The sequence below is a fragment of the Brevundimonas sp. GCM10030266 genome, from assembly GCF_042666595.1.
Lineage (GTDB): Bacteria > Pseudomonadota > Alphaproteobacteria > Caulobacterales > Caulobacteraceae > Brevundimonas.
The window spans coordinates 57,408-78,207 of sequence record NZ_JBHTCY010000005.1 but is presented as its reverse complement, the minus strand read 5'-3'; the positions used below and the strand labels follow the sequence as shown (position 1 = coordinate 78,207).

23 protein-coding genes are annotated in these 20,800 nt (G+C 68.5%); 12 read left to right on the top strand and 11 right to left on the bottom strand.

Going from position 1 to position 20,800, the window contains the following annotated elements:
- Position 1 precedes the first annotated feature (1 nt).
- Genes cyoC through ACFQQC_RS15145 form a run of 5 tightly spaced genes read left to right on the top strand, consistent with a single transcriptional unit; the run spans position 2 to position 3,523 of the window.
- Entirely contained in the window at positions 2-625 is a 624-nt protein-coding gene (gene cyoC / locus ACFQQC_RS15165; RefSeq protein ID WP_376863325.1) for a cytochrome o ubiquinol oxidase subunit III, read from the top strand.
- Positions 622-1,002: a cytochrome o ubiquinol oxidase subunit IV gene (gene cyoD / locus ACFQQC_RS15160; protein ID WP_376863324.1), complete on the top strand. Its 381-nt coding sequence runs from the start codon at positions 622-624 to the stop codon at positions 1,000-1,002. Before cyoC ends, cyoD begins: the two co-directional genes overlap by 4 nt.
- Before the next feature lie 9 nt (positions 1,003-1,011).
- Positions 1,012-1,722 (top strand): SURF1 family protein, encoded by a 711-nt coding sequence (locus ACFQQC_RS15155; protein ID WP_376863323.1) that lies wholly within the window; start codon positions 1,012-1,014, stop codon positions 1,720-1,722.
- Positions 1,719-2,993: an ATP-binding protein gene (locus ACFQQC_RS15150; RefSeq protein WP_376863322.1), complete on the top strand. Its 1,275-nt coding sequence runs from the start codon at positions 1,719-1,721 to the stop codon at positions 2,991-2,993. The genes ACFQQC_RS15155 and ACFQQC_RS15150 overlap by 4 nt, the downstream gene beginning before the upstream one ends.
- Complete coding sequence (locus ACFQQC_RS15145; protein ID WP_376863321.1) at positions 2,990-3,523, top strand: response regulator transcription factor; 534 nt, start codon at positions 2,990-2,992, stop codon at positions 3,521-3,523. Before ACFQQC_RS15150 ends, ACFQQC_RS15145 begins: the two co-directional genes overlap by 4 nt.
- Positions 3,524-3,537: 14 nt before the next feature.
- Here ACFQQC_RS15145 and ACFQQC_RS15140 read toward each other — a convergent pair whose 3' ends face one another.
- Positions 3,538-4,365, bottom strand: coding sequence for an alpha/beta hydrolase (locus ACFQQC_RS15140; protein WP_376863320.1), 828 nt, complete (start codon positions 4,363-4,365; stop codon positions 3,538-3,540).
- Positions 4,366-4,432: 67 nt separating this feature from the next.
- On the opposite strand from ACFQQC_RS15140, the gene ACFQQC_RS15135 reads away from it, so the two are divergent.
- Positions 4,433-5,503 (top strand): FecCD family ABC transporter permease, encoded by a 1,071-nt coding sequence (locus ACFQQC_RS15135; RefSeq protein ID WP_376863319.1) that lies wholly within the window; start codon positions 4,433-4,435, stop codon positions 5,501-5,503.
- A complete protein-coding gene (locus tag ACFQQC_RS15130; RefSeq protein ID WP_376863318.1) occupies positions 5,500-6,294 on the top strand; it encodes an ABC transporter ATP-binding protein in 795 nt (264 codons plus the stop codon). The genes ACFQQC_RS15135 and ACFQQC_RS15130 overlap by 4 nt, the downstream gene beginning before the upstream one ends.
- Positions 6,295-6,411: 117 nt before the next feature.
- On the opposite strand, the gene ACFQQC_RS15125 is transcribed toward ACFQQC_RS15130, so the two are convergent.
- From ACFQQC_RS15125 to ACFQQC_RS15110, 4 genes are all read right to left on the bottom strand, one after another.
- Positions 6,412-7,506, bottom strand: a complete 1,095-nt coding sequence (locus ACFQQC_RS15125; RefSeq protein WP_376863317.1) for a YncE family protein — start codon at positions 7,504-7,506, stop codon at positions 6,412-6,414.
- A gap of 43 nt (positions 7,507-7,549) precedes the next feature.
- Entirely contained in the window at positions 7,550-8,680 is a 1,131-nt protein-coding gene (locus ACFQQC_RS15120) for an ABC transporter substrate-binding protein (protein ID WP_376863316.1), read from the bottom strand.
- A gap of 2 nt (positions 8,681-8,682) precedes the next feature.
- Positions 8,683-10,800 (bottom strand): TonB-dependent receptor domain-containing protein, encoded by a 2,118-nt coding sequence (locus ACFQQC_RS15115; protein ID WP_376863315.1) that lies wholly within the window; start codon positions 10,798-10,800, stop codon positions 8,683-8,685.
- Positions 10,801-10,893: 93 nt separating this feature from the next.
- A complete protein-coding gene (locus ACFQQC_RS15110; protein WP_376863313.1) occupies positions 10,894-11,778 on the bottom strand; it encodes a LysR family transcriptional regulator in 885 nt (294 codons plus the stop codon).
- Between the two features lie 104 nt (positions 11,779-11,882).
- Here ACFQQC_RS15110 and bla point away from each other — a divergent pair, with 104 nt between their 5' ends.
- The 5 genes from bla to ACFQQC_RS15085 all read left to right on the top strand — a co-directional run bounded on the left by bla (position 11,883) and on the right by ACFQQC_RS15085 (position 17,095).
- On the top strand, positions 11,883-12,836 hold the full coding sequence (bla, locus tag ACFQQC_RS15105; RefSeq protein WP_376863312.1) for a subclass B3 metallo-beta-lactamase: 954 nt from the start codon (positions 11,883-11,885) through the stop codon (positions 12,834-12,836).
- 69 nt (positions 12,837-12,905) lie between these two features.
- Positions 12,906-13,469 carry a hypothetical protein gene (locus ACFQQC_RS15100; protein WP_376863311.1) on the top strand — a complete coding sequence of 188 codons (564 nt, stop codon included), beginning with the start codon at positions 12,906-12,908 and terminating at the stop codon, positions 13,467-13,469.
- Between the two features lie 103 nt (positions 13,470-13,572).
- The gene (locus tag ACFQQC_RS15095) at positions 13,573-13,878 is read left to right on the top strand and encodes an SCP2 sterol-binding domain-containing protein (RefSeq protein ID WP_376863310.1); all 306 of its coding nucleotides are present in this window, start codon (positions 13,573-13,575) and stop codon (positions 13,876-13,878) included.
- 80 nt (positions 13,879-13,958) lie between these two features.
- A complete protein-coding gene (locus ACFQQC_RS15090) occupies positions 13,959-15,161 on the top strand; it encodes an acyl-CoA dehydrogenase family protein (protein WP_376863309.1) in 1,203 nt (400 codons plus the stop codon).
- Positions 15,162-15,205: 44 nt separating this feature from the next.
- On the top strand, positions 15,206-17,095 hold the full coding sequence (locus ACFQQC_RS15085; RefSeq protein ID WP_376863308.1) for an ABCB family ABC transporter ATP-binding protein/permease: 1,890 nt from the start codon (positions 15,206-15,208) through the stop codon (positions 17,093-17,095).
- Position 17,096: 1 nt separating this feature from the next.
- Here ACFQQC_RS15085 and ACFQQC_RS15080 read toward each other — a convergent pair whose 3' ends face one another.
- The 6 genes from ACFQQC_RS15080 to ACFQQC_RS15055 all read right to left on the bottom strand — a co-directional run bounded on the left by ACFQQC_RS15080 (position 17,097) and on the right by ACFQQC_RS15055 (position 20,692).
- Positions 17,097-17,567, bottom strand: coding sequence for a chemotaxis protein CheE (locus ACFQQC_RS15080; protein WP_376863307.1), 471 nt, complete (start codon positions 17,565-17,567; stop codon positions 17,097-17,099).
- Entirely contained in the window at positions 17,564-18,142 is a 579-nt protein-coding gene (locus ACFQQC_RS15075) for a PleD family two-component system response regulator (protein ID WP_376863306.1), read from the bottom strand. The genes ACFQQC_RS15080 and ACFQQC_RS15075 overlap by 4 nt, the downstream gene beginning before the upstream one ends.
- A gap of 95 nt (positions 18,143-18,237) precedes the next feature.
- Positions 18,238-19,188 (bottom strand): acetyl-CoA carboxylase carboxyltransferase subunit alpha, encoded by a 951-nt coding sequence (locus ACFQQC_RS15070; protein WP_376863305.1) that lies wholly within the window; start codon positions 19,186-19,188, stop codon positions 18,238-18,240.
- Between the two features lie 84 nt (positions 19,189-19,272).
- Positions 19,273-19,467, bottom strand: coding sequence for a type II toxin-antitoxin system HicA family toxin (locus tag ACFQQC_RS15065; RefSeq protein WP_376863304.1), 195 nt, complete (start codon positions 19,465-19,467; stop codon positions 19,273-19,275).
- A gap of 83 nt (positions 19,468-19,550) precedes the next feature.
- A complete protein-coding gene (locus ACFQQC_RS15060; protein WP_331047508.1) occupies positions 19,551-19,775 on the bottom strand; it encodes a DUF1902 domain-containing protein in 225 nt (74 codons plus the stop codon).
- A 17-nt stretch (positions 19,776-19,792) separates the two neighbouring features.
- Positions 19,793-20,692: a tyrosine recombinase gene (locus tag ACFQQC_RS15055; RefSeq protein ID WP_376863303.1), complete on the bottom strand. Its 900-nt coding sequence runs from the start codon at positions 20,690-20,692 to the stop codon at positions 19,793-19,795.
- Positions 20,693-20,800 lie beyond the last annotated feature (108 nt).

The window sequence follows — 20,800 nt, the reverse complement described above, 5'->3', positions numbered from 1 at the left end:
TATGGCGACTGCAGTGAAATCGAACGAACCCTTCGCCTTCCACCCGGAGGAGGAGCCGCATCACCCCGAGGGTCACAGCACCCTGCTGGGCTTCTGGCTCTACCTGATGAGCGACCTGCTCATCTTCGCCATCCTGTTCGCCACGTTCGGCGTGCTGGGCACGGCCTACGCCGCCGGTCCGGGACCGCGCGACCTGTTCGACCTGGATCTGGTCGCTGTGAACACGGCCATGCTGCTGTTCTCGTCGATCACCTACGGCTTCGCCATGCTGGCGATGTTCAAGGGGGCGAAGACCCAGACCCTGCTGTGGCTGGGGATCACCGGCCTGTTCGGCGCCGCCTTCCTCGGCATCGAGCTCTATGAGTTCGCCCACCTGATCCATCTGGGCGCCACGCCCCAGCGCAGTGCCTTCCTGTCGTCCTTCTTCGTGCTGGTCGGCACCCACGGCCTGCACGTGACCTTCGGCCTCATCTGGCTGGTGGTGCTGATGGTCCAGGTCAGCATGAAGGGCCTGATCCCGGCCAACCGCCGCCGCCTGATGTGCCTGTCGCTGTTCTGGCACTTCCTCGACCTCGTCTGGATCGGGGTGTTCAGCTTTGTCTATCTGCTCGGGATGGTGCGATGAGCGCTCACGACGACCAACACCACCATGACGACCATCATCACGATGACGGGCACGATCACGGCAGCTATCGCAGCTACCTGACCGGCTTCATCATCTCGGCGGTCCTGACCATCATTCCGTTCGGTCTGGTGATGTCGGGCGCGGTCTCGAGCGCGATCAGCATTCCGGTGATCGTCGGCTTCGCCATCGTCCAGATCGTCGTCCAGATCGTCTACTTCCTGCACCTGCATCCGAAGTCGGAGGGCGGCTGGAACCTGCTGGCCTTCCTGTTCACCCTGATCATCCTGGTGATCGTGATGTCCGGCTCGCTTTGGGTCATGCATCACCTGAACAGCAACATGATGCAGCCGCACGACATGGAAGCGATGCAGCAGTGAGGCGGGGCCTTGGCCGCTAAGCGCGTCTGGCTGGCGGGGCTCTGTCTCGTCCTGACGGTCGTCTTTCTCGGCCTCGGCGTCTGGCAGGTCCAGCGGCTGCAGTGGAAGCTGGCGCTGATCTCGCAGGTCGAGACGCGGGCCCACGCGGCCCCCGTCCCGACGCCCGCGCCCGACAATCGCGTCGGCAGCGAACAGGCCTATCAGGCCGTGCGCGCCAAGGGCGTGTTCGACCATGGCGCGGAAACGCTGGTGCAGGCGGTCACGGCCATCGGGCCGGGCTACTGGGTGGTCACGCCGCTGCGGACCGATCGCGGCTTCACGGTGCTGGTCAATCGCGGTTTCGTTTCGTCCGATCGGAGCGCGACCCGGGACTGGTCCCGGCCTGACGGCGCGCAGTCGGTCACCGGCCTGCTGCGCCTGACCGAGCCGAGGGGCGGCTTCCTGAGAGCCAATGATCCGGCGGGCGACCGCTGGCGCTCGCGCGACGTCGCGGCCATCGCGGACAGGCGCGGCGTGGAGGGGCCTGTCGCCCCGTACTTCATCGACGCAGCCGCAGGGACCGCGGGCGCCTGGCCGCGCGGCGGCCTGACGGTCATTCGCTTCACCAACCACCACCTCGTCTATGCCCTGACCTGGTTCGGGCTGGCGGGGCTGGGGATCTTCGGGGCCTGGCGGTTGCGGCGGGATCGGCTGAAGCCCTCGGACGGCGACGCCGGATGAGGGGCATCACCATCACCCGCGTGGCCCATCGGGAGGACCTGCGCCTTCTGGTGATGCTGCGCTGGATCGCTGTCGTCGGTCAGGTGATCACCATCGCCGTGGTCGACCGGCTGATGGGCATTCCGCTGCCGCTCCAGTGGATGCTGACCGTGGTGGCGGTGCTGGTCCTGTGGAACCTGCTGTCCCTGCTGCGCTGGCGAGCCGACAGGCCGGTGTCGGGGCTGGAGCTGTTCGCCGGCCTGATGCTGGATGTGCTGGCCCTGACCGCGCAGCTGTATCTCAGCGGCGGGGCGGGCAATCCGTTCGTATCGATCTTCCTGCTGCAGGTGATCCTCGGCGCGGTCCTGCTGGATGTGCGGTGGGCGGGACTTCTGGCGGTGGCGACGGCGCTGGCCTTCGTGGGGCTGGCCTTCTTCAACCGGCCGCTGGACCTGCCGAGCCTGCATGACGGCCGCTTCAGCCCGCACATGATCGGGATGTTCCTGTGTTTCGTCCTGACCGCGGGTCTGCTGCTGATCTTTCTGGGGCGGATCGCCGCCAACCAGAGGGAGCGGGACGCCAAGCTGGCCGAGCTGAAGCAGCGCGCCGCCGAGGAGGATCACGTCGTCCGCACCGGCCTGCTGACCGCCGGCGCCGCGCACGAACTGGGCACGCCGCTGGCGACCCTGTCGGTGATCGTCAATGACTGGAGCCGGCTGGACGCCTTCCGGCAGGATCCGGACACCCGCGCCGAGCTGGAGACGATGAAAACCCAGCTGGATCGCTGCAAGGCGATCGTCTCCGGGATCCTGCAATCCTCCGGCGAACTGCGCGGGGAGGGGACGGTGAAGACGACGGTGCGCGGCTTTCTGGATGACGTGGTCGAGGAATGGCGCGGCCTGCGCGCTCCGGGCCAGCTGGTCTACATCAATCGCTTCAAGCCGGATCTGGATATCGTCTCCGACGTGGCCCTGAAGCAAGTGGTGACCAATCTGCTGGACAATGCGCTGGAGGCGCCGGCCGAACAGGTCGCGATCTTCGCCTCGCGTCTGGATGACCAGCTCGAGATCGTCGTGCGGGATAATGGCCCGGGCTTTGACGCGGATGTCCTGAAGCGGTTCGGCCAGCCCTATGTCAGCACCAAGGCCAAGACCGGCGGCGGGCTGGGCCTGTTTCTGGTCGTCAACGTCGTGCGCAAGCTGGGCGGCACGGTGACCGCCGCCAACCCGGTCGAGGGCGGCGCGGTCGTGACCCTGCGCCTGCCGCTGGCCGCATTTGGAGCCGCCCTGTGAGTGACGCCCCCCGCCTGATCATCGTCGAGGACGACGCGGCCTTCGCCGAAACCCTGGCCCGTTCGTTCCGCCGTCGCGGCTATGAGGTCCAGACCTGCAACGGGCTGGTCGAGCTGGACGAGCGGCTGCAGTCGTTCGATCCGGGCTTCGCCGTCGTGGACCTGAAGGTGGTCGGCGGCTCGGGGCTGGAATGCGTGCGGCGGCTGCACGAGCGGGACGCGACGACCCGGATCGTCGTCCTGACCGGCTTCGCCAGCATCGCGACGGCGATCGAAGCGACCAAGCTGGGCGCCTGCTACTATCTGGCCAAACCGTCCAACACCGACGACATCGAGGCCGCCTTCGCGCGGGGCGAGGGCGATGTCTCCACGCCCCTGACCGTCCGCCCGACCTCGATCAAGACGCTGGAATGGGAACGGATCCACGAGACGCTCGTGGAGACCGATTTCAACATCTCCGAAACCGCCCGTCGGCTGGGCATGCACCGCCGCACCCTGGCGCGAAAGCTGGAGAAGCGCCGGATCACCTGATCGCCGGGGACGGCTCAGCGGGCGTCGTGGGCCGTGGCGAACTTCAGGAAGCGCTGGGCCGCGGGCAGGACGACCGAGGCGTGGTTCTCGTCCGGGAAGACGGTCAGGGACACATCCGGCCAGCCGGCGGCGTCGGTCGCCGCCTTCAGATCCTCGAGCGCCCCGATCATCCGCCGATCCCCGCGCGGTGAGCCGGGCTTGTCCCGCTCGAGCGCTCCGGCGGCCAGATAGAGGGCGGATGACGGGCGGGGCAGAGCGGCGACCGCGTCAAGGATCAACGCCGGATTCCACCACAGCGACGGGCTGATCGCGCCATAGGCCGAGAAGGCTCCGGGCGTTGTCGTCAGGGCGTAGAGCGTGAAATAGCCGGCCAGCGAATGGCCCAGCAGGGCGCGCCGGGCCGGATCGAGCGCGACGGTCTCACCGATCAGGGGCAGCAGCTGATCCAGCAGGAAGGTCAGCAAGGCGGAGGCGCCGCCGCTGGCGTTGCGGTTCGCCTCGTCATCGGCGACGGCCGGCCCGGGGGTGAAGTCCCGGAACCGCTGGGGCGGATGATACAGGGCGTCGCCATCGTGGCCGACGCCGATGATGACGCGCGGCGTCACGCCGGTCGCCTCCGGGCGATGGCTCAGGCGGCGCTCGGCGTCGGCGACCGACTGGAACAGGGCCCCGCCGTCCAGCACGACCAGCGAAGGCCAGCCGCCCTCCGGAGCCGCGCCCTCGGGCACGCACAGGCTGATCCGGTAGCTCTGGCCGTTGCTGTCGGCGACCAGCACGCGGCTGAGGGTCCGCGGCGCGACCAGCGGTGTCCAGGCAGAATCAGGGTGTGACGTCTTCGTCATGGCTCCGAGCGTAGCAGCGCCGGGGGGCTTGGTGTATTGCGAGACATTATCAGGATTTGAGACCCGCTTGTCCTCCCACGCTTCGCCTTCCCAAGCGCCCGACGCCGACGTCCTTCAGGCCTATCGCCGGCTGACCGCCCGACGGGGCCTGATCCTCGTGGGGTTGCTTATCGCCTGCGTGCTGGCCTTCCTGTTGGATCTGACGACGGGGCCGTCGTCGATGACGGCCGGGCAGGTGCTGCGCGGCCTGTTTGATCCCGGTTCGCTGACGCCGCCGCAGGCCGCCATCGTCTGGCAGGTGCGGCTGCCCTATGCGGTCATGGCCGTGCTGGTCGGGGCGTCCCTGTCCCTGGCGGGGGCCGAGATGCAGACGGTCCTCAACAATGCGCTGGCCAGTCCCTTCACCCTCGGAGTGTCCTCGGCGGCCTCGTTCGGCGCCGCTCTGGCGATCGTGCTCGGCTCGGGCCTTCCCTTCGTGCCGCAGGACTGGCTGATCCCGATCAACGCCTTCCTGTTCGCCTTCGGCTCGGTCCTGCTGCTGCAACTGATGTCGCGCAATCGCGGGGCGGGGGTGGAGACGGTCGTGCTGTTCGGCATCGCCCTGGTCTTCGCCTTCAATGCGCTGGTCGCCCTGCTGCAGTTCGTGGCGTCGCAGGAGGCGCTGCAGCAACTGATCTTCTGGACCATGGGCTCCCTTTCGCGGGCGACCTGGGCCAATGTCGGCGTCGCCGCCGTCGTGGTGGCGCTGGTGACGCCCTTCTCCCTGATGGCCGCGCACGGCCTGACCGCCCTGCGGCTGGGCGAGGACCGTGCGCGCAGCTTCGGCGTCGATGTCAGCCGTCTTCGCATGGCCTCCCTGCTGCGCGTCAGCATCCTGGCCGGAACCTCGGTGGCCTTCGTCGGCACCATCGGCTTCATCGGTCTGGTCGGCCCGCACATCGCCCGGCTGATGCTGGGCGAGGATCATCGCTTCCTGCTGCCGGCCAGCATGCTGACCGGAGCCCTGATCATGTCGCTGGCCTCGGCGGCGTCGAAGGCGCTGATCTCGGGCGTCATCATGCCGATCGGCGTGGTCACGGCGGTGATCGGCGTGCCGGTCTTCCTGCTGCTGATCTTCCGCAATGGAGCGCGGGCGTGACGGCGATCGCTTCCGGGGGGCTGATCGTCTCGAACCTGTCCGCGGGCTATGGCGGGCGCACTGTGCTGCGCGACCTCTCGATGCCCGTGGCGGCGCCGGGGGAGGTGGTGTCCCTGATCGGCCCCAATGCGGCGGGCAAGAGCACCCTGCTGCGCGCGCTGGCGGGCCTGCATCCGGCGACGGGCTCGGTCCAGCTGGACGGGCGTGAGCTCAATGGCCTGTCGCTGGCCGAGCGGGCGCGGTCGGTGACCTACATGCCGCAGACCCTGCCGCAGGGCGTGGCCCTGACGGTGCTGGAGACCCTGGTCAGCGCCCTGCGCGCCTCGCCGGTCCAGGGCGCCGTGTCCGAGGACGAGGCGGCGACGGCGCTGGCGGTGCTGCAACGGCTCGGACTTGAGGGGCTGGCCCTGCGCCGTCTGGATCAGCTGTCCGGCGGACAGAAGCAGCTGGCCTCGTTGGCCCAGGCCGTGGTGCGGGGGCCGCGCCTTCTGCTTCTGGACGAGCCGACCAGCGCGCTGGACCTGCGTCACCAGCTGAAGGTCATGAAGCTGGTGCGCGAACTGGCCGCCGAGCGAGGCATGACCGTCATCATGGTCCTGCACGACCTGCAGGCCGCCGCCCGCGCCTCGGATCGGGTCGTGGTCCTGTCGGAGGGCGTCGTGGCCGCCGACGGCGCGCCGGAGCAGGCGATCAGCCCGGCCATCCTGGCGCAGGTCTATCAGGTCGAGGCGCGGGTCGAGCGCTGTGCGCGCGGGACCCTGCAGGTCATGGTCGACGACGTTCTCGGCTGAGGAAAAAAGACCCGACCGACAAAGCCACCGGGCCAATCGAGCAAAGAAAAGGCCCGGCCGCCGACGCGACCGGGCCAGTCTGTGAGGCGGCCGGAAAGCGCCTCAGGGAAGCTGTCCTCAGGGACGGATGATCGTCACCGTGTCGCCCGCCGGATCGACCGGGACCGGGGTGCCTTCCGGGGCGTTGCGCGGCAGGCCGCGGGCCTTGTTGGTCACATAGACGGTGTTGTCGGCGCGATTGATGGCGATGGTCTGCGGGAAGGTGCCCGTCTGCAGATTGGCCAGAACGGCGTAGCTGTTGGTGTCGACCACGGTCACCGTGCCGGCGCGGCGGTTGGCGACATAGGCCTGGTTGACGGCGCCGTTGAAGGCGACGCTCAGGGCGCCTTCGCCGGTGGCGACGCGATGCAGGACCGTGCCGTCGGTGGCGTTCATGACGGTCAGTTCGCCGGTGCCCTGGCTGGCGACGAACAGGCGGTTGCCGGCGGCGTCATGGACGACGTTGATGGCGTTCTCGGTGCCGGTCGGCCAGCGGTGGGCGACCTCGCCCGAGGCCAGATCGATCACCACGACCTGATTGGCGGTCATGTCGGTGCTGAAGGCGCGATTGCCGGCGGTGTCGATCGCCAGACCGGTCAGCACGGCGTCCACATCGATCGTGCGCTCCAGCGTATTGCCGGCGCCGTCGATGATCCACAGACGGCTCGACAGGGTGTTGGAACCGCGACCGCCGACTTCCGAGACATAGACCTTGTTGGCGGTCTCATCGACCACGACCTGACGGACGTGGGCGTTCTGACGGTCCGAGGCGATGTTGGCGACGACGCGGCCGCTGGCCAGATCGATGGCCGTGATGACGCCGGTGCGGGTGTCGGTGCCGTACAGGGTCTGGGTGCGGCTGTTCAGCGCCAGACCGTACAGCGGGTTGGCCGAGACATCGATGGCGGCGCCCGGGGTCAGGTCGGCGCTGAAGCGGGCGATGGCGGCATTGTTGGCGCCGCGCGGGCCGACGGCGGCGACCAGCACCGAGGAGTCGGCCGGGTTGACGACCAGCTCATACACCCCGCCGGGCTCGACCTTGACCGACTTGACGACGGTCGGCGCGTCGGCGGCGGCGACGGCCGTGGCCGGCTGGTTCAGGGCCATGGCGGGGGCGGCGACAGCGGCCAGCAGGGCGGCGGCGGCGACGACGGCGGCGCGGGAGGTTTTCATCGAGGAACTCCTTGGGGTTGGAAGGTCATTTCGGGGGAGAGGGTCAGGCGGCCGACAGGTCGACCCAGTAGTCGCCGCGATAGGGCACGGCGAGGAAGCGGCTGTTGATCTCGTCCAGCGTGGCGCGCGGGTTCAGATCGGCGAACAGGTTGGGGTGGATCCACTTCGCCAGCACCTCGGTGGCGACGATGTCGATCGGTGAGTTGATCAGTTGGTGTGACAGGCCGTGGGTGCGCCCGGCGCCGACTGCGCCCAGATTGGCGATGCCCCGGCGCGAGGCCACCTTGCGCAGGCTTTCGCGGGACCGGGTCTGGTCGTACTGCGGACCGACCACGAAGCCGCCGGCCTTCTCCAGATGCGGCCCGCCGGTGGCGATGTAGACGTCCGGATTGCGGTCGATGACAAACTCGAGGTTCAGCTTGCCCGAGGCCGTGGTCAGCACCTCGGCGCCGATGTTTCGGCCGCCGACGAAGGTGATGTAATCGCCGACATTGCCCTGACCGACCGAGTTGCAGCAGTCGGGGCTGTTGCCTGCGTGGGCCTCCAGGAAGACCGTCGGCTTCTGCGCGTCCGTCAGACCCGCGACCTTGTCGGAGATGACCTTCAGCCGTTCGGCGCGGAAGGCGTTGTAGGCCGTGGCCTGTTCTTCCCGCCCGGTCAGCTTGCCCAGCAGGGTGAGCGATTTCGCCTGATTTTCGAACGGGTGGGTGAAGAAGTCGATGAAGGCGACGGTGACGCCGGCGGCCTGCAACTGCGAGACCTGCGCATCGGTCGGGCCGGAACCCAGCGACACCACGGCGACCTGCGGACCCGCGGCCAGCACCGCCTCGACGTCGAAGTCCCCCGCCGAGCTGGGGGTCTTGGGCAGGGTGGCCAGCGCCGGGGTCTTCTCGACGAAGGCCCGGTACATCTCGGGGCTGATGCGGTTCACATCGCCCGACCAGGCGGCCAGGACGCTGACCGGATCGGGATGGATCAGGGCCAGGGCGATCAGATAGCGGCCGTCGTCGATCGACAGCTTGCCGACCGGCGGGGTGATCGCCAGCGGGCGGTCGCGCAGGTCAGTCAGACCGCCGGCGGCCGTACTCTCCTGCCGATCGCACCCGGCGGCAGCCAGCAACAGGCCGGCGCCGGCGCCGACGAACATGACGCGACGGTTCATCGCCACGGCCATGTTCAGAACTCCACGTTCACGCCCAGCCAGTAGCGACGACCGTCGCCCTGCTGGTCATAGGTGGCCACGTCCAGCACCTTGTCGGTGACGTTGTAGACGCCGAACTTCAGGGCGACATTGTCCTGCACCCGCCAGTTCCCGCCGATGTCGACCAGGGTGTAGTCCGGATAGAGGCGCCCCACCTGACGCGGACCGTCGAAGATGGGGGTGCCGTTGATGCCGACGCGCAGCCCGGCATTCACTTCCTCGCCGCGATAGGTGACCGAGCCCCAGAGGTTCAGGCGTTCGTTGACCTCATAGTCCGCCCGCGCATTGGCCATATGCTCCGGCGTCCGCCCCAGCGGCTGCCCGGCATACAGCCCGCCGCGCTGTTCGGAATCGGTGAAGGTGTAGTTGGCCTTCAGCGTCAGCGCGTCCGTGGCGTCCCACGTCCCGCCCAGTTCCAGACCCTGAATTCGGGCGTCGCTGACATTGTACCAATAATACAGTTGGTAAAGCGGATCCTCGTCCCATCGCACCACCTCGGCAGGCACGTCGCAAACGCCGTTGCTGTTGACGTCGGGGCCGCAGACGCGGTCGTCGGCGATCTTGTCCGTGAAGTCGGTGCGGAAGACGGTGGCGTTCAGCGACAGGGTGGACGAGGGGCGCCAGAGGGCGTTCAGCTCATAGCTGGTGCTGGTCTCGGGCTTCAGGTCCGGATCACCGATGATGACGCCGCACAGGCCCGCGCCGTAGTTGCAGTTCGCGCCGCCGGTCTCATAGGCGTAGCCGTCCGCGACGGCCCGCACTTCCGGAGCGCGGAAGCCGGTCGAGACGCCGCCCTTCAGGGTCAGGGTGTCGGTGGGGTTCCAGACCAGATAGGCGCGCGGGCTCCAGTGGTCGCCATAGCGTTTGTGGTCGTCCCAGCGCAGGCCCAGCGTCAGGGCCAGGTCGTCGGTCAGGCTGATTTCGTCCTCGGCGAAAAGGGCTCGCTGCCAGACCTCGAAGGTCGCGGCGACGTTGTCGCGAGCGCCGGGGTTCACATCGACCAGTTCGTTCTCGATGATCTGGCCGCCGAAGACGAGGTTGTGGTCGCCCAGGGGCGTCCCGGTCAGCGGAACGTGGAACAGGGCGTCCCAGACCGTATTGGTGATCTCCGGCGCGCGGGCGCCGCGGATCAGGGTTCCGGTCGCATCGGCGGTGTAGGTCTCGCGCTGGGCGTCCTCGCGCAGGACCGACAGGGCGCTGGTGCCCCAGCTCCAGTTTCCGTTCCAGGCCAGGGACACGGCGTCACGGCTGTGCTCGTTGCGGACGCTGCGACCGGTCGGCGCGACCGTCAGGCCCGCGGTGCTGAAGCGGTCAATGCGCGCGATGTCATATTGAAGCAGAACCTCGTGGTCGGGGGTCGGCGTCCAGGCCAGACGACCGGCGAGATTGTACTCTTCCGAGCCCATCATCCCGGTGCTGCTGGGGGCGTTGAAGATGTCGTCTTCGTCCCGCTCCAGGGTGCGACCCCAGAGCTGAAGGCCCAGCTGGTCGGCGATCAGCGGACCGGCGGCGTAGAACTGGCCCTGATACCAGTCGCCACTGTCGCCGCTCTCCTGCGAAACATAGTCGGCGCCGACCGAGCCGCCCCAGCGCGCCGGAACCTTCTTGGTGATGATGTTGACCACGCCGCCCAGGGCGTCCGAGCCATAGAGCGACGACATCGGGCCGCGTACGACCTCAATCCGTTCAATGGCGCCGACCGGCGGCATGAAGTTCTGTTCCAGACCGCCGTTTCCGTTCACCCGGGCTTCGCGGGTCGACTGGCGACGACCGTCCACCAGCGTCAGGGTGTAGGCGCCGGGCAGGCCGCGGATCAGGATGTCCTGGAAGTTCGAGCCGCCGCTGACCGATACGCCCTCGACGTCACGCACGGCGTCGAACAGATCGACATAGGCCTTGTTCTCCAGCTGCTCGCCCGTGACCACGGAGATCGAAGCGGGGGCCTGCGCCACCGTCTGTGCACGGGTCGACGCCGTCACCACCACGTCGTCCAGGGCCGAAGGTTGCTGGCTCGGCGCGGTCTGCGCCATCGCCATGGCGGGCAGGGCGCTGACACCGGCGAGGAGGGTCAGGGCGAAGGGAAGACGCAGCATCAAGGGGGCCATTCGTATCAAGCGGAGCAGCGCATTTACTGCGAGTCACTCTCAAAAACAAATGCGGGGTTGTCGCAGGCGCTTCCGCGTCGCTCAGATCGCGGTCGAGGGCTCGTCGGCCGCGCGTCTCATCCACGCCCGGAATGTCGCCATGGCGGGACTATCGGGGCGGGAGTGAAGGCGGGTCAGCCAGTAGCCGCCCAACGCCACCTCGGCCTCGAATGGCCGGACAAGGCGCTCGGCCGCCAGGTCACGGGTGAACATCACCGCAGGCGCGAGGGCGACGCCCAGGCCGGACGCGGCGGCGTGAGCGGTCAGGACGGAGTTGTCGAAGACCGGTCCGCGCAGGGGCGGACAGGGGGCGCCCGCCGCCTCGAACCAGCGGGTCCATTCGTCCGCCCGATAGGAGCGCAGCAGGGTTTCGCCGATCAGGGACGCCGGATTGTGCAGGCGTGTCGCCAGCGCGGGCGCGCACAGGGGCGTGAGCGGGGCGGACATGATCGGCTCGGCGTGGGTGCCATGCCAGGCGCCGTCACCGTAGCGGATGGCCAGGTCCAGACCTTCGCCGGCCAGATCGACCCGGTTGTTGTTGGTCATGATCCGCAGGTCGATGTGCGGGTTCTCGCGATTGAAGGCCTCCAGTCGCGGCAACAACCAGCCGGCGGCGAAGGCGCCGACCACGCCGACGGTCAGCGCCTCCTGCAGCCGTCCGCCCGCATAGCGGTCAAGTGTGGCGCCGACCCGATCGAAGGCGTCGGCCAGCACGGGCACCAGAGCCTGCCCCTCGTCGGTCAGGGCCAGTCCGCGCGGCAGGCGGCGGAACAGGGTGACGCCCAGTCGGCGCTCCAGCTGGGCGACCTGATGGCTGACCGCGCCCTGGCTGACACACAGTTCGAGGGCCGCGCGGGTGAAGTTCAGGTGCCGCGCCGCGGCCTCGAAGGCGCGCAGGGCGTTCAGCGGAAGTTGGGCGCGGTCCATGGCTGAGGCATGAGATCAGTTCATGGCTTTGTCCAGATATGATGCTTTGTCGGCGGACGGATCGCCGCCCATTCTTCTTCGCGTCCCCCAACGAGGAGTGAGTGATGAGACGCGTTTCCGGTCTGCTGACCGCCGCCCTTCTGGCCCTGACCGCAGGCTGCGTCCAGGCTGAGCCGCAGCAGGACGCCCCGGCCGCACGGGCGCGGCCCGATCCGGCGCATGATCCGCTGCTGCAGCCCATTGCGTCGGAATACGCTAGCCAGTGGCTGGCGGTGGAGATCCCGACCCGCATCCATGGCAATACCTTCTCTGTGGGCTTCGGTGGCTTGACCGTCGTCCTGATCTCGACCTCTGACGGTCTGGTGCTGGTCGACGGCGCCCTGCCGCAGGCGGTGCCCGCGATCGAGGACAACATCCGCCGGCTCGGCTTCCGCATCGAGGACGTGAAATACATCCTCAGCACCGAGCCTCATTATGATCACGCAGGGGGGCTGGCCGCCCTGGCGCGAGACACCGGGGCGACCGTGGTGGCCAGTCCGGCTGCGGCGGCGGTGCTGCAGCGCGGGCGCAGCGGGGCGGATGATCCGCAGGCGGCCTGGCTGGAGGCCTTTCCGCCGGTGGAGCGGGTCCGCGCCCTGCGGGACGGCGAGGTCCTGCGGCTGGGCGATGTGGCGATCACCGCCCGCGCCACGCCGGGCCACACCCCCGGCAGCATGAGCTGGAGCTGGCGGTCCTGCGAGGGCGAGGCCTGCAAGGAGCTGGTGTTCGGCTCCAGCCTGAACCCGATCTCGGCCGACGGTTACCGGTTCACCGACCCCGCCAACCGGGCGCTTCTGGACGGCTTCCGGGCAACCTTCGCCAGCCTGCGCGCCATGCCCTGCGACATCCTGCTGACCGCCCACCCGAGCCAGTCGGGCGGCGATGAGCATATGGCGCATCTCCGGCAGGGCGTGACGCCCAATCCCTTCATCGACCCCAACGCCTGTCGGGCCTATGCCGACAAGTACGAGGCCCTCCTCGATCGCCGGCTGGAGCGGGAGCGGCAGGGGCGCGACTAGAACGAACGGTGCGGCGCGAACCAAAGGCGGGTTCGCGCCGTTCCTGCCCCGACTGTATGGAGTGACGCCATGACGTTCGATCCGGTTTCGCCTTCGCCGCGCTTTCGCGTCCAGCCCTGGATGATCGGCGCCGGCGTGGCGGTTGTGGCCGTCGGCGGCCTGGCGTTCGTGCTCCTGCGGGGTGGATCAGCGGACGGGTTCCATGGCAGCGACCAGATGCAGGTTGAGGTCGTGGCGCCGGTCGAACCCGAGATCCAGCCGGGAGCGACCATGGAGGTCGGACCTCTGGTCGACGGCTACACCCACGTCGCCCTTCCCGCGCAGGGCGGTGAGGAAGAGATCTATGTCGCCGACTATGAGACGCCCTGGGTCGAGCCGCTGCCGCCCTTGCGGGAGGTCTCCACTGTCGCCTGGCGCAGCGATGGCGGGGAAGAGGACCTCCGCCCCCGGGGCGAAGTGACCCGATCTGACGGAAGCCGTTTCGGCTTTGACCAACCGTCCCCCGATTATGCGGCCGAGCGTCGCGCGCGGCAGGAGCGGTTGGACCGGATTCAGGCTGATCAGGCCAGCCGGGGCAGGCCCGGGACGCCGGTGGCCGGACCCGATCTGGATCGCGAGTCAGCGTTCTACTGACATTCGGCAAGCAGATGGCGGGAACTTGACCCGGCGTGATCTTGGCAGCCGCCTTCCAGCGGTCTAGGTCGGAGCCTCAACCGTCCCTTAGGGAGAGACGCAAATGGTCGATCTGGCTCAAGTCACCGAACACATCCGCGGCGCCGTTGGCGACAATTCCGGTCTGGGCAAGACCGTGAAGCTCGACCTGGGCGACGCCGGCAAGATCTTCATCGACGGCGCCTCGACGCCGAACACCGTGACCAACGAGGACAAGCCCGCCGACGCCACCGTGTCGATCAGCTGGGACGACTTCATGTCCCTGTCGGAAGGCAAGCTGGACCCGATGATGGCCTTCATGCAGGGCAAGCTGAAGATCGCCGGCGACATGATGATCGCCCAGAAGCTGGCTCCGCTGCTGAAGCGCTGATCTTGAAGACGCAGAACTGATTATTGGCGGCGCGGCTCCGGAAGAGGGCCGCGCCGTTTTCGTATCGAGGAGGACGACCCATGGATTTCCGTCATAGCGACAAGGCCCTGCACTGGCAGGAGCGCGTGCAGCGCTTCATGGACGAAAAGGTGCTGCCCCGTTCGGCGGAATACTGGGCCGAGGTGAAGGCGGACCACACGGTTCAGCCCAAGGCCATGGAAGAGATGAAGGCCCAGGCGAAGGAAGCCGGCCTGTGGAACATGTTCCTGCCGGGCGATCACGGCGCGGGCCTGACCAACCTCGAATACGCCCCGCTGGCGGAGATCATGGGCCGCCATCTGTGGACGGCCGAGGTGTTCAACTGCAACGCCCCCGACACCGGCAACATGGAAGTCCTGCACATGTACGGCAGCGCCGAACAGCAGGCGCAGTGGCTGAAGCCGCTGATGAACGGCGACATCCGCTCGGCCTTCCTGATGACCGAGCCGGCCGTGGCCTCTTCCGACGCCACCAACATCGAGACCCGCATCGAGCGCGACGGCGACCACTATGTGATCAACGGCCGCAAATGGTGGTCGACCAACATGGCGCACCCGAACGTCGCCATCACCATCGTCATGGGCAAGACCGACACCGGCGCCGCCACCCACCAGCAGCAGTCGCAGGTCCTCGTTCCCACCAATACACCCGGCTTCCGCGTCGAACGGATGCTGTCGGTGTTCGGCTATGACGAGCGCCCGATCGGCCACGCCGAGGTCGTCCTCGACAACGTCCGGGTGCCGGTCTCCAACCTGATCGCCGGCGAGGGCCGCGGCTTCGAGATCGCCCAGGGCCGCCTCGGACCGGGCCGCATCCACCACTGCATGCGCACCATTGGGGCGGCGGAGCGCGCCCTGGACCTGATGGTCGAACGCCTGCTGAGCCGCACGGCCTTCAAGAAGAAGATCGCCGAGCACTCGGTCTGGGAACAGCGCGTCGCCGAGGCCCGCATCAATATCGAGATGTGCCGCCTGTCGGTGCTGAAGGCCGCCTGGATGATCGATCAGGCGGGCGCCAAGAACGCCAAATCCGAGATCGCCCAGATCAAGGTCGCTGCCCCGCGCATGGCCTTGAAGATCATCGACGACGCCATCCAGGCGTTCGGCGGCGCCGGGGTGTCGGGCGACTTCCCGCTGGCCGAGCTGTACGCAGGCGTGCGCACCCTGCGTCTGGCCGACGGTCCGGATGAAGTCCACAACCGCACCATCGCCAAGCTGGAATACGCCAGGCACGGCGGACGCTGACCCTTCCGCCCGGCTCCTGACGGGGCCATATGGCGGGAATGGCGATGAGAGGTGAACGCGGGGCCGGGCGACGGCAGGGATCGGAAGCAAAGGCGGCGCAAGCCGGGCTGACGACCCCGACCGACGGCCCGCCCACCCTGCAGGCCCTGGCCGACCTGATGCGTCTGGTCGGCCGGTCCAATGCGCCGCAACTGAAGCTGCGTCTGGCCGCGGCCATCGGCATGACCCTCGCGGGCAAGGCGTTGGGCGTCGTCGCCCCGCTGGTGCTGGGCGCGGCGGTCAACCATCTGGCGGCGGGGCAGGGCGCTGCGGTCGCCGTCGGCTGGGGCTTTGCCGCCTTCGCCGTCGGCTGGGCCATCGTCCGCCTGCTGTCGGCCATTGCGCCCAATGCGTCGGACGTGGTGTTTGCCCCCGTGCGCTCGGCGGCCCAGCGCACCGCGGCGACCGAAACCTTCGCCCATGCGCTCAGCCTGTCGCTGGACTTCCACCAGACCAAGCGTTCCGGCGCCCTGTCGCGGACGATGGATCGCGGCTCGCGCGCGGTCGATTTCCTGCTGCGCATCCTCGCCTTCAACCTGATCCCGACCGGCGTGGAGCTGGTGCTTGCCGCGGGTGTTCTGGCGAGCAAGTACGACTGGCGGTTCGGGGCCATCGCCGTGATCGTGGTGGCGGTCTACGCCATCTCGACCTTCGCCCTGTCCAACTGGCGCATCGAGCACCGGCGCGAGATGAACGCCGCCGACACCCAGGCCGCCGGCGTCTCGGTCGACGCCCTTCTGAACTATGAGACGGTCAAGTCCTTCGGCGCCGAAGCGCGGGCGGCCCGCAGCTATGACGCGGCGCTGGGCGACTACACGCGCGCGGCCCTGAAGGCGAACAGCTCTCTGGCGCTGCTGAACATCATCCAGGCCGTGATCATGAACCTCGGTCTGGGCGTCATGGCCGTGCTGGCGGGCTTCGAGGCGGCGGCGGGCCGGATGGGCCCGGGGGATGTGACCGCTGCGGTCCTGATCCTGATCTCGCTCTATGCTCCGCTGAACATCCTGGGCTTCGCCTATCGGGAAATCCGCCAGTCCTTCATCGACATGGAGGAGATGCTGAAGGTGACGCGTCAGACTCCGCAGGTGGCCGACGCCGCCGATGCGGCCCCCCTGAACCGGGCCGCCGGCGTCAATGGCGCGGCCCTGACCTTCGAGCATGTGGGCTTCCGCCATGACGCCCGGGCCAATGGGCTGGAGGATGTCAGCTTCCATGCCGCGCCGGGGACCACGACCGCCCTGGTCGGACCGTCGGGCTCCGGCAAGTCCACCATCGTCAAACTGGCCCTGCGCCTGCTCGATCCGCAGGAAGGACAGGTGCTGGTCGATGGCGTCGACGCCCGGGCGGTGACGCAGGAGAGCCTGCGCGCGGCGGTGGCCCTGGTTCCGCAGGACGTGGCCCTCTTCAATGACACCCTGCGCGCCAACATCGGCTTCGCCCGGCCGGATGCGGATGAGGCGGCGATCTGGGCGGCGGCGGAGGCGGCGGAACTGGCGGACTTCATCGGCCAGCTTCCCGACGGCATGAACACGATCGTGGGCGAGCGCGGCCTCAAGCTGTCAGGCGGCGAGCGCCAGCGGGTGGGCATTGCGCGCGCCCTGCTGGCCGACCCCTGCATCCTGATCCTCGACGAGGCGACCAGCGCCCTTGACAGCCGGACCGAGGCGGCGATCCAGAAGACCCTGCGCAAAGCGAGGACGGGACGAACGACGCTGGTGGTGGCCCACCGGCTGTCGACGATCGCCGATGCGGACCAGATTCTGGTGCTCAAGGCCGGACGGATCGTCGAGCGCGGCGCCCACCACGAACTGGTGGCGCGTCAGGGCGGCGAATACGCGGCGCTTTGGCGCAAGCAGACGCGCGGGGCGCGGGTGAAGGCCGGGCTGGAGGTCTGAGCTAGTCCGTCTGGGTCAGTTTTCGGCTGACCATCTGCTGCAGGCTGTCGCGCACCTTCTGCCGGGCCTCGGCGTCGTCGGACAGGGCGAGCAGCAACTGCATCGACTGGGCGTAGACCGGCAAGACCCGCCAATCGAACGGACGCTCGGGTGTCGCCGCGTCGATCAGGTCACACAGGCCCACTGCGGCCGCATGCAGGTCGGTCATGCCGAACGGCCCGGCGGCGTCGATGACGCCGTTGGCCGCCCGATAGGCGGCGCCCAGGGTCGCCATGGTCTGTTCCGGGTTCTCCGGCGCGGTGATCGCCGCCAGTTCCGCGATACGGTCAGCGACCTCGGCGGCGCTGCGCGGTTGCAGGGCGTCCAGATTGGCCTTGGCCTGGGACAGGGCTGTGCCGATGCTGACGCCGCCGGCCTCGTCGATGATCTTCGACAGGCGCGATTTGCGGCGGGCGTGGGTGATGACGGTCATGCGGCGCCTCCCTCGGTCTGGGCGGCGGCCTGTTCGGCGGCGTGCTTCAGCTTGCGGATGATGTCGGCGCGCCGCTCGGCGCCTGGCGGCTTGCCCTCCCGGAACCGCCGATCGGGGCCGAAATAGTCGCCGACCTCCAGGAAGGGCCGGGTGTCGCGGGCGACGAAGATGATCCGCTCCAGCAGGCTGGCGGCGCTGAAGGGCTTGGTGATGACGAAATTGGCGCTGCAGTCCCGCGCCTCGGTCACCCGTGAGCGGCGGATGTGGCTGGCGGTCATGATGACGGGCGCGAAGGCGTTGGGATCCAGTCCCGACCGGCGCAGCCAGCGGACCAGCTCATAGCCGTCCACGTCCGGCATCTCGGTGTCCACGACCAGCAGGTCGATGGGGTGATCCTTGAGGATCTCCATCGCCTCGGCCGCGCTGTGACAGGCATAGCGGGTCTTGATGCCGAACCCCAGAAGGGCGCTGGCCGTGATGTCGAGGCCGAAGGGCGAGTCGTCGACCACCATGGTGACCGCGCCGGTCAGATTGATGACCGCGCTCTCGCGCAGGCTGTCCAACCCCAAACTCATGCCCAGAACCCCACCACAGGTTGCGGCGCGAATCGAACTTCGCCGCGCCCGAAGGGTGGTCGGTTCGTGGTGATCAGAAGGTTAACGCGACCGGCTCAGCCCAGACGACCGATGGCGTAGAACCGGTCGGCGCGGGCCTTTCGCAGTTGCTCGGGCGAGAGGCCGGCCATGGAGTCCAGTTCCTCGACCAGCACGTCGCCGACGCCCTTGATCGCCGCGTCGCGGTCGGTGTGGGCGCCGCCCAGCGGCTCGCCGATGATGCGGTCCACGATCTTCAGATCGATCAGATCCGGGCCGGTGATCTTCATCGCCATGGCGGCGTCCTTGGCCCGGCTGCCGTCGCGCCACAGAATGCCCGCGGCGCCTTCCGGCGAGATGACCGAATAGATCGAGTGCTCGAGCATCAGCACGCGGCTGGCCGCGGCGATGGCGATGGCGCCGCCCGAACCGCCTTCACCGGTGATGGTAGCGATGGAGGGCACGCCCAGCGTCAGGCCGCGCTCGGTCGAGCGAGCGATGGCCTCGGCCTGTCCGCGCTCCTCGGCGCCGAGACCCGGATAGGCGCCGGCGGTGTCGACGAACGACAGGACCGGCAGGCCGTACTGCTCGGCCAGATCCATCAGACGCACCGCCTTGCGGTAGCCCTCGGGGCGAGCCATGCCGAAATTGTGGGTCAGGCGCGTCTGGGTGTCGTGGCCCTTCTCGTGGCCCATGACCACGACCGGCCGGCCGCGCAGACGGGCCAGACCGCCGAGGATCGCCTGATCGTCGCCGAACTGGCGGTCGCCCTTCAGCTCGACGAAATCGGTGAACAGGCCCTCGATGTAGTCGACGAAGTGCGGCCGCTGCGGGTGGCGCGCGACCTGCGTCTTCATCCAGGGGTCCAGACCGCCGTAGATCTTCTTGCGAAGCTGCTCGGCCTTCTTCTGGAGCCCGTCGATTTCGGAATCGAACGAGCCCGCGGTCGAGGCGAGCAGGGAGAGCTCCTCGATCTTCGCCTCCAGATCGGCGATCGGCTTTTCGAACTCGAGGTAGTGCGTGGCCATCAAGGCGTCCGGAACTGGCGCGCCCGTTGGCGCTTCGGAAGGCGGCGGAACCTAGTCAGGTCAACGCCGGGGAGCAAGCGGGGTTCAGAAGGCTTTGGGCAGACCCGCCTGTTTGAGGATGTTGTTTGCCGTGTGTCGGCTCTTCGAACGCGGGACGATAAGGGCATGGGGATGATCCGGATGCCGCCATTTCTCATGGCTTCCCTTGGCGTTTTCGATGCGTCGCCAGCCCGCAGCGTAGAGCAGGGCGGTGAGCTCAGGGTAGAAGTCCTTGGGCATGGTGTTCGCTCAACTTCGATGCCGAAGCCTTGCGTCACGACGAGCTTGAAACAATGCACCGCGACCGAGCGGGGCGAACATGGTCAGGCCGCGATGACATCGAAGCCGCCCGAGGCTTCGAAACGGATCGGCACCGGGCCGGTGATCCCGAGGTTCTCGGCCAGCAGTTCGGGGGCGAAGTGGCGGGCGAGGGACTCGAACTCGGCGAGGGTGGCGGTTTCCAGAACCAGTCCCGGGATGTTGGACTCGCTGCACCAGACGCTGGCCTCAGCGTCCCAGATCGCCTTGACGTAGAAGGACTGGGTCATGGGCGAACTATGCGCTCCTACTCGTCCCTCGCCAAGGGATGCTTCTCCTGCACCATCTTCGCCAGTCGGTCAGTGGCGACGTGGGTGTAGATCTGGGTCGTGGCGATGTCGGCGTGGCCCAGCAGGGTCTGGACGATGCGCAGGTCGGCGCCGCCCTCCAGCAGGTGGGTGGCGAAGGCGTGGCGCAGGACGTGGGGGCTGACCCGCGCCGGGTCGATCCCGGCGTCGATGGCGGCCTGATCCAGCATCTGGGCGAAGCGGCGGGGCGTCAGCGAAGCCTTGCCGACCGGGGAGGGGAAGAGCCATGGGCTGTCGGGCGCTTCGGGCTTGCGCACGGCGTCGCGGGCGGCCAGCCAGGCCTTCACCGCCTCGCGCGCCGAGGCGTTCAGCGGGGCCAGCCGCTCCTTGCCGCCCTTGCCGCGCACGATCAGCCAGGCGGGATCGCGGCGCACGGCCTCGACCTTCAGCGCCAGTAGTTCGGACACCCGCAGGCCCGAGGCGTAGGCCAGCTCGACCAGCGCCACCATTCGGACGCCCCCCGCGCCGTCGCGGGCGGCGGCGGCCTCCAGCAGGGCCTCGATCTCCTCGCGGGTCAGGACCTTGGGCAGGGATCGTCCCTGTTTGGGCGCGTCCAGACGGCGCGAGGGATCGTCCTGTCGCCAGCCTTCGCCGAGGGCGAAGCGGTAGAACTGGCGCACGGCGGCCCGGCGTCGGGACTGGGTCGCGGGCGACAGGCCGCGCGTCGCCAGACCGGCGTACCAGGCTTCCACCGCCGTATCATCCGCGCTCATCAGTCCGCCGTCCACGCCGCCTTCAGCATCGGCCAGATCGCGGGCGTAGGCGGACAGGGTGTGGGGGGAAGCGTCCCGCTCCACCGCCATCATCTCGAGGAAGGCTTCGATCTGGGGGCTGCTCATCTGGCCCCCTTCGCCACAGCGCGGGTTCGTGTACAGGTGAAGGCGACCATGACGTGCCTGCGCCCATCCTCCCCGTCGCCCTCCACCCGCCGCCCGCTGTCGCGAGGC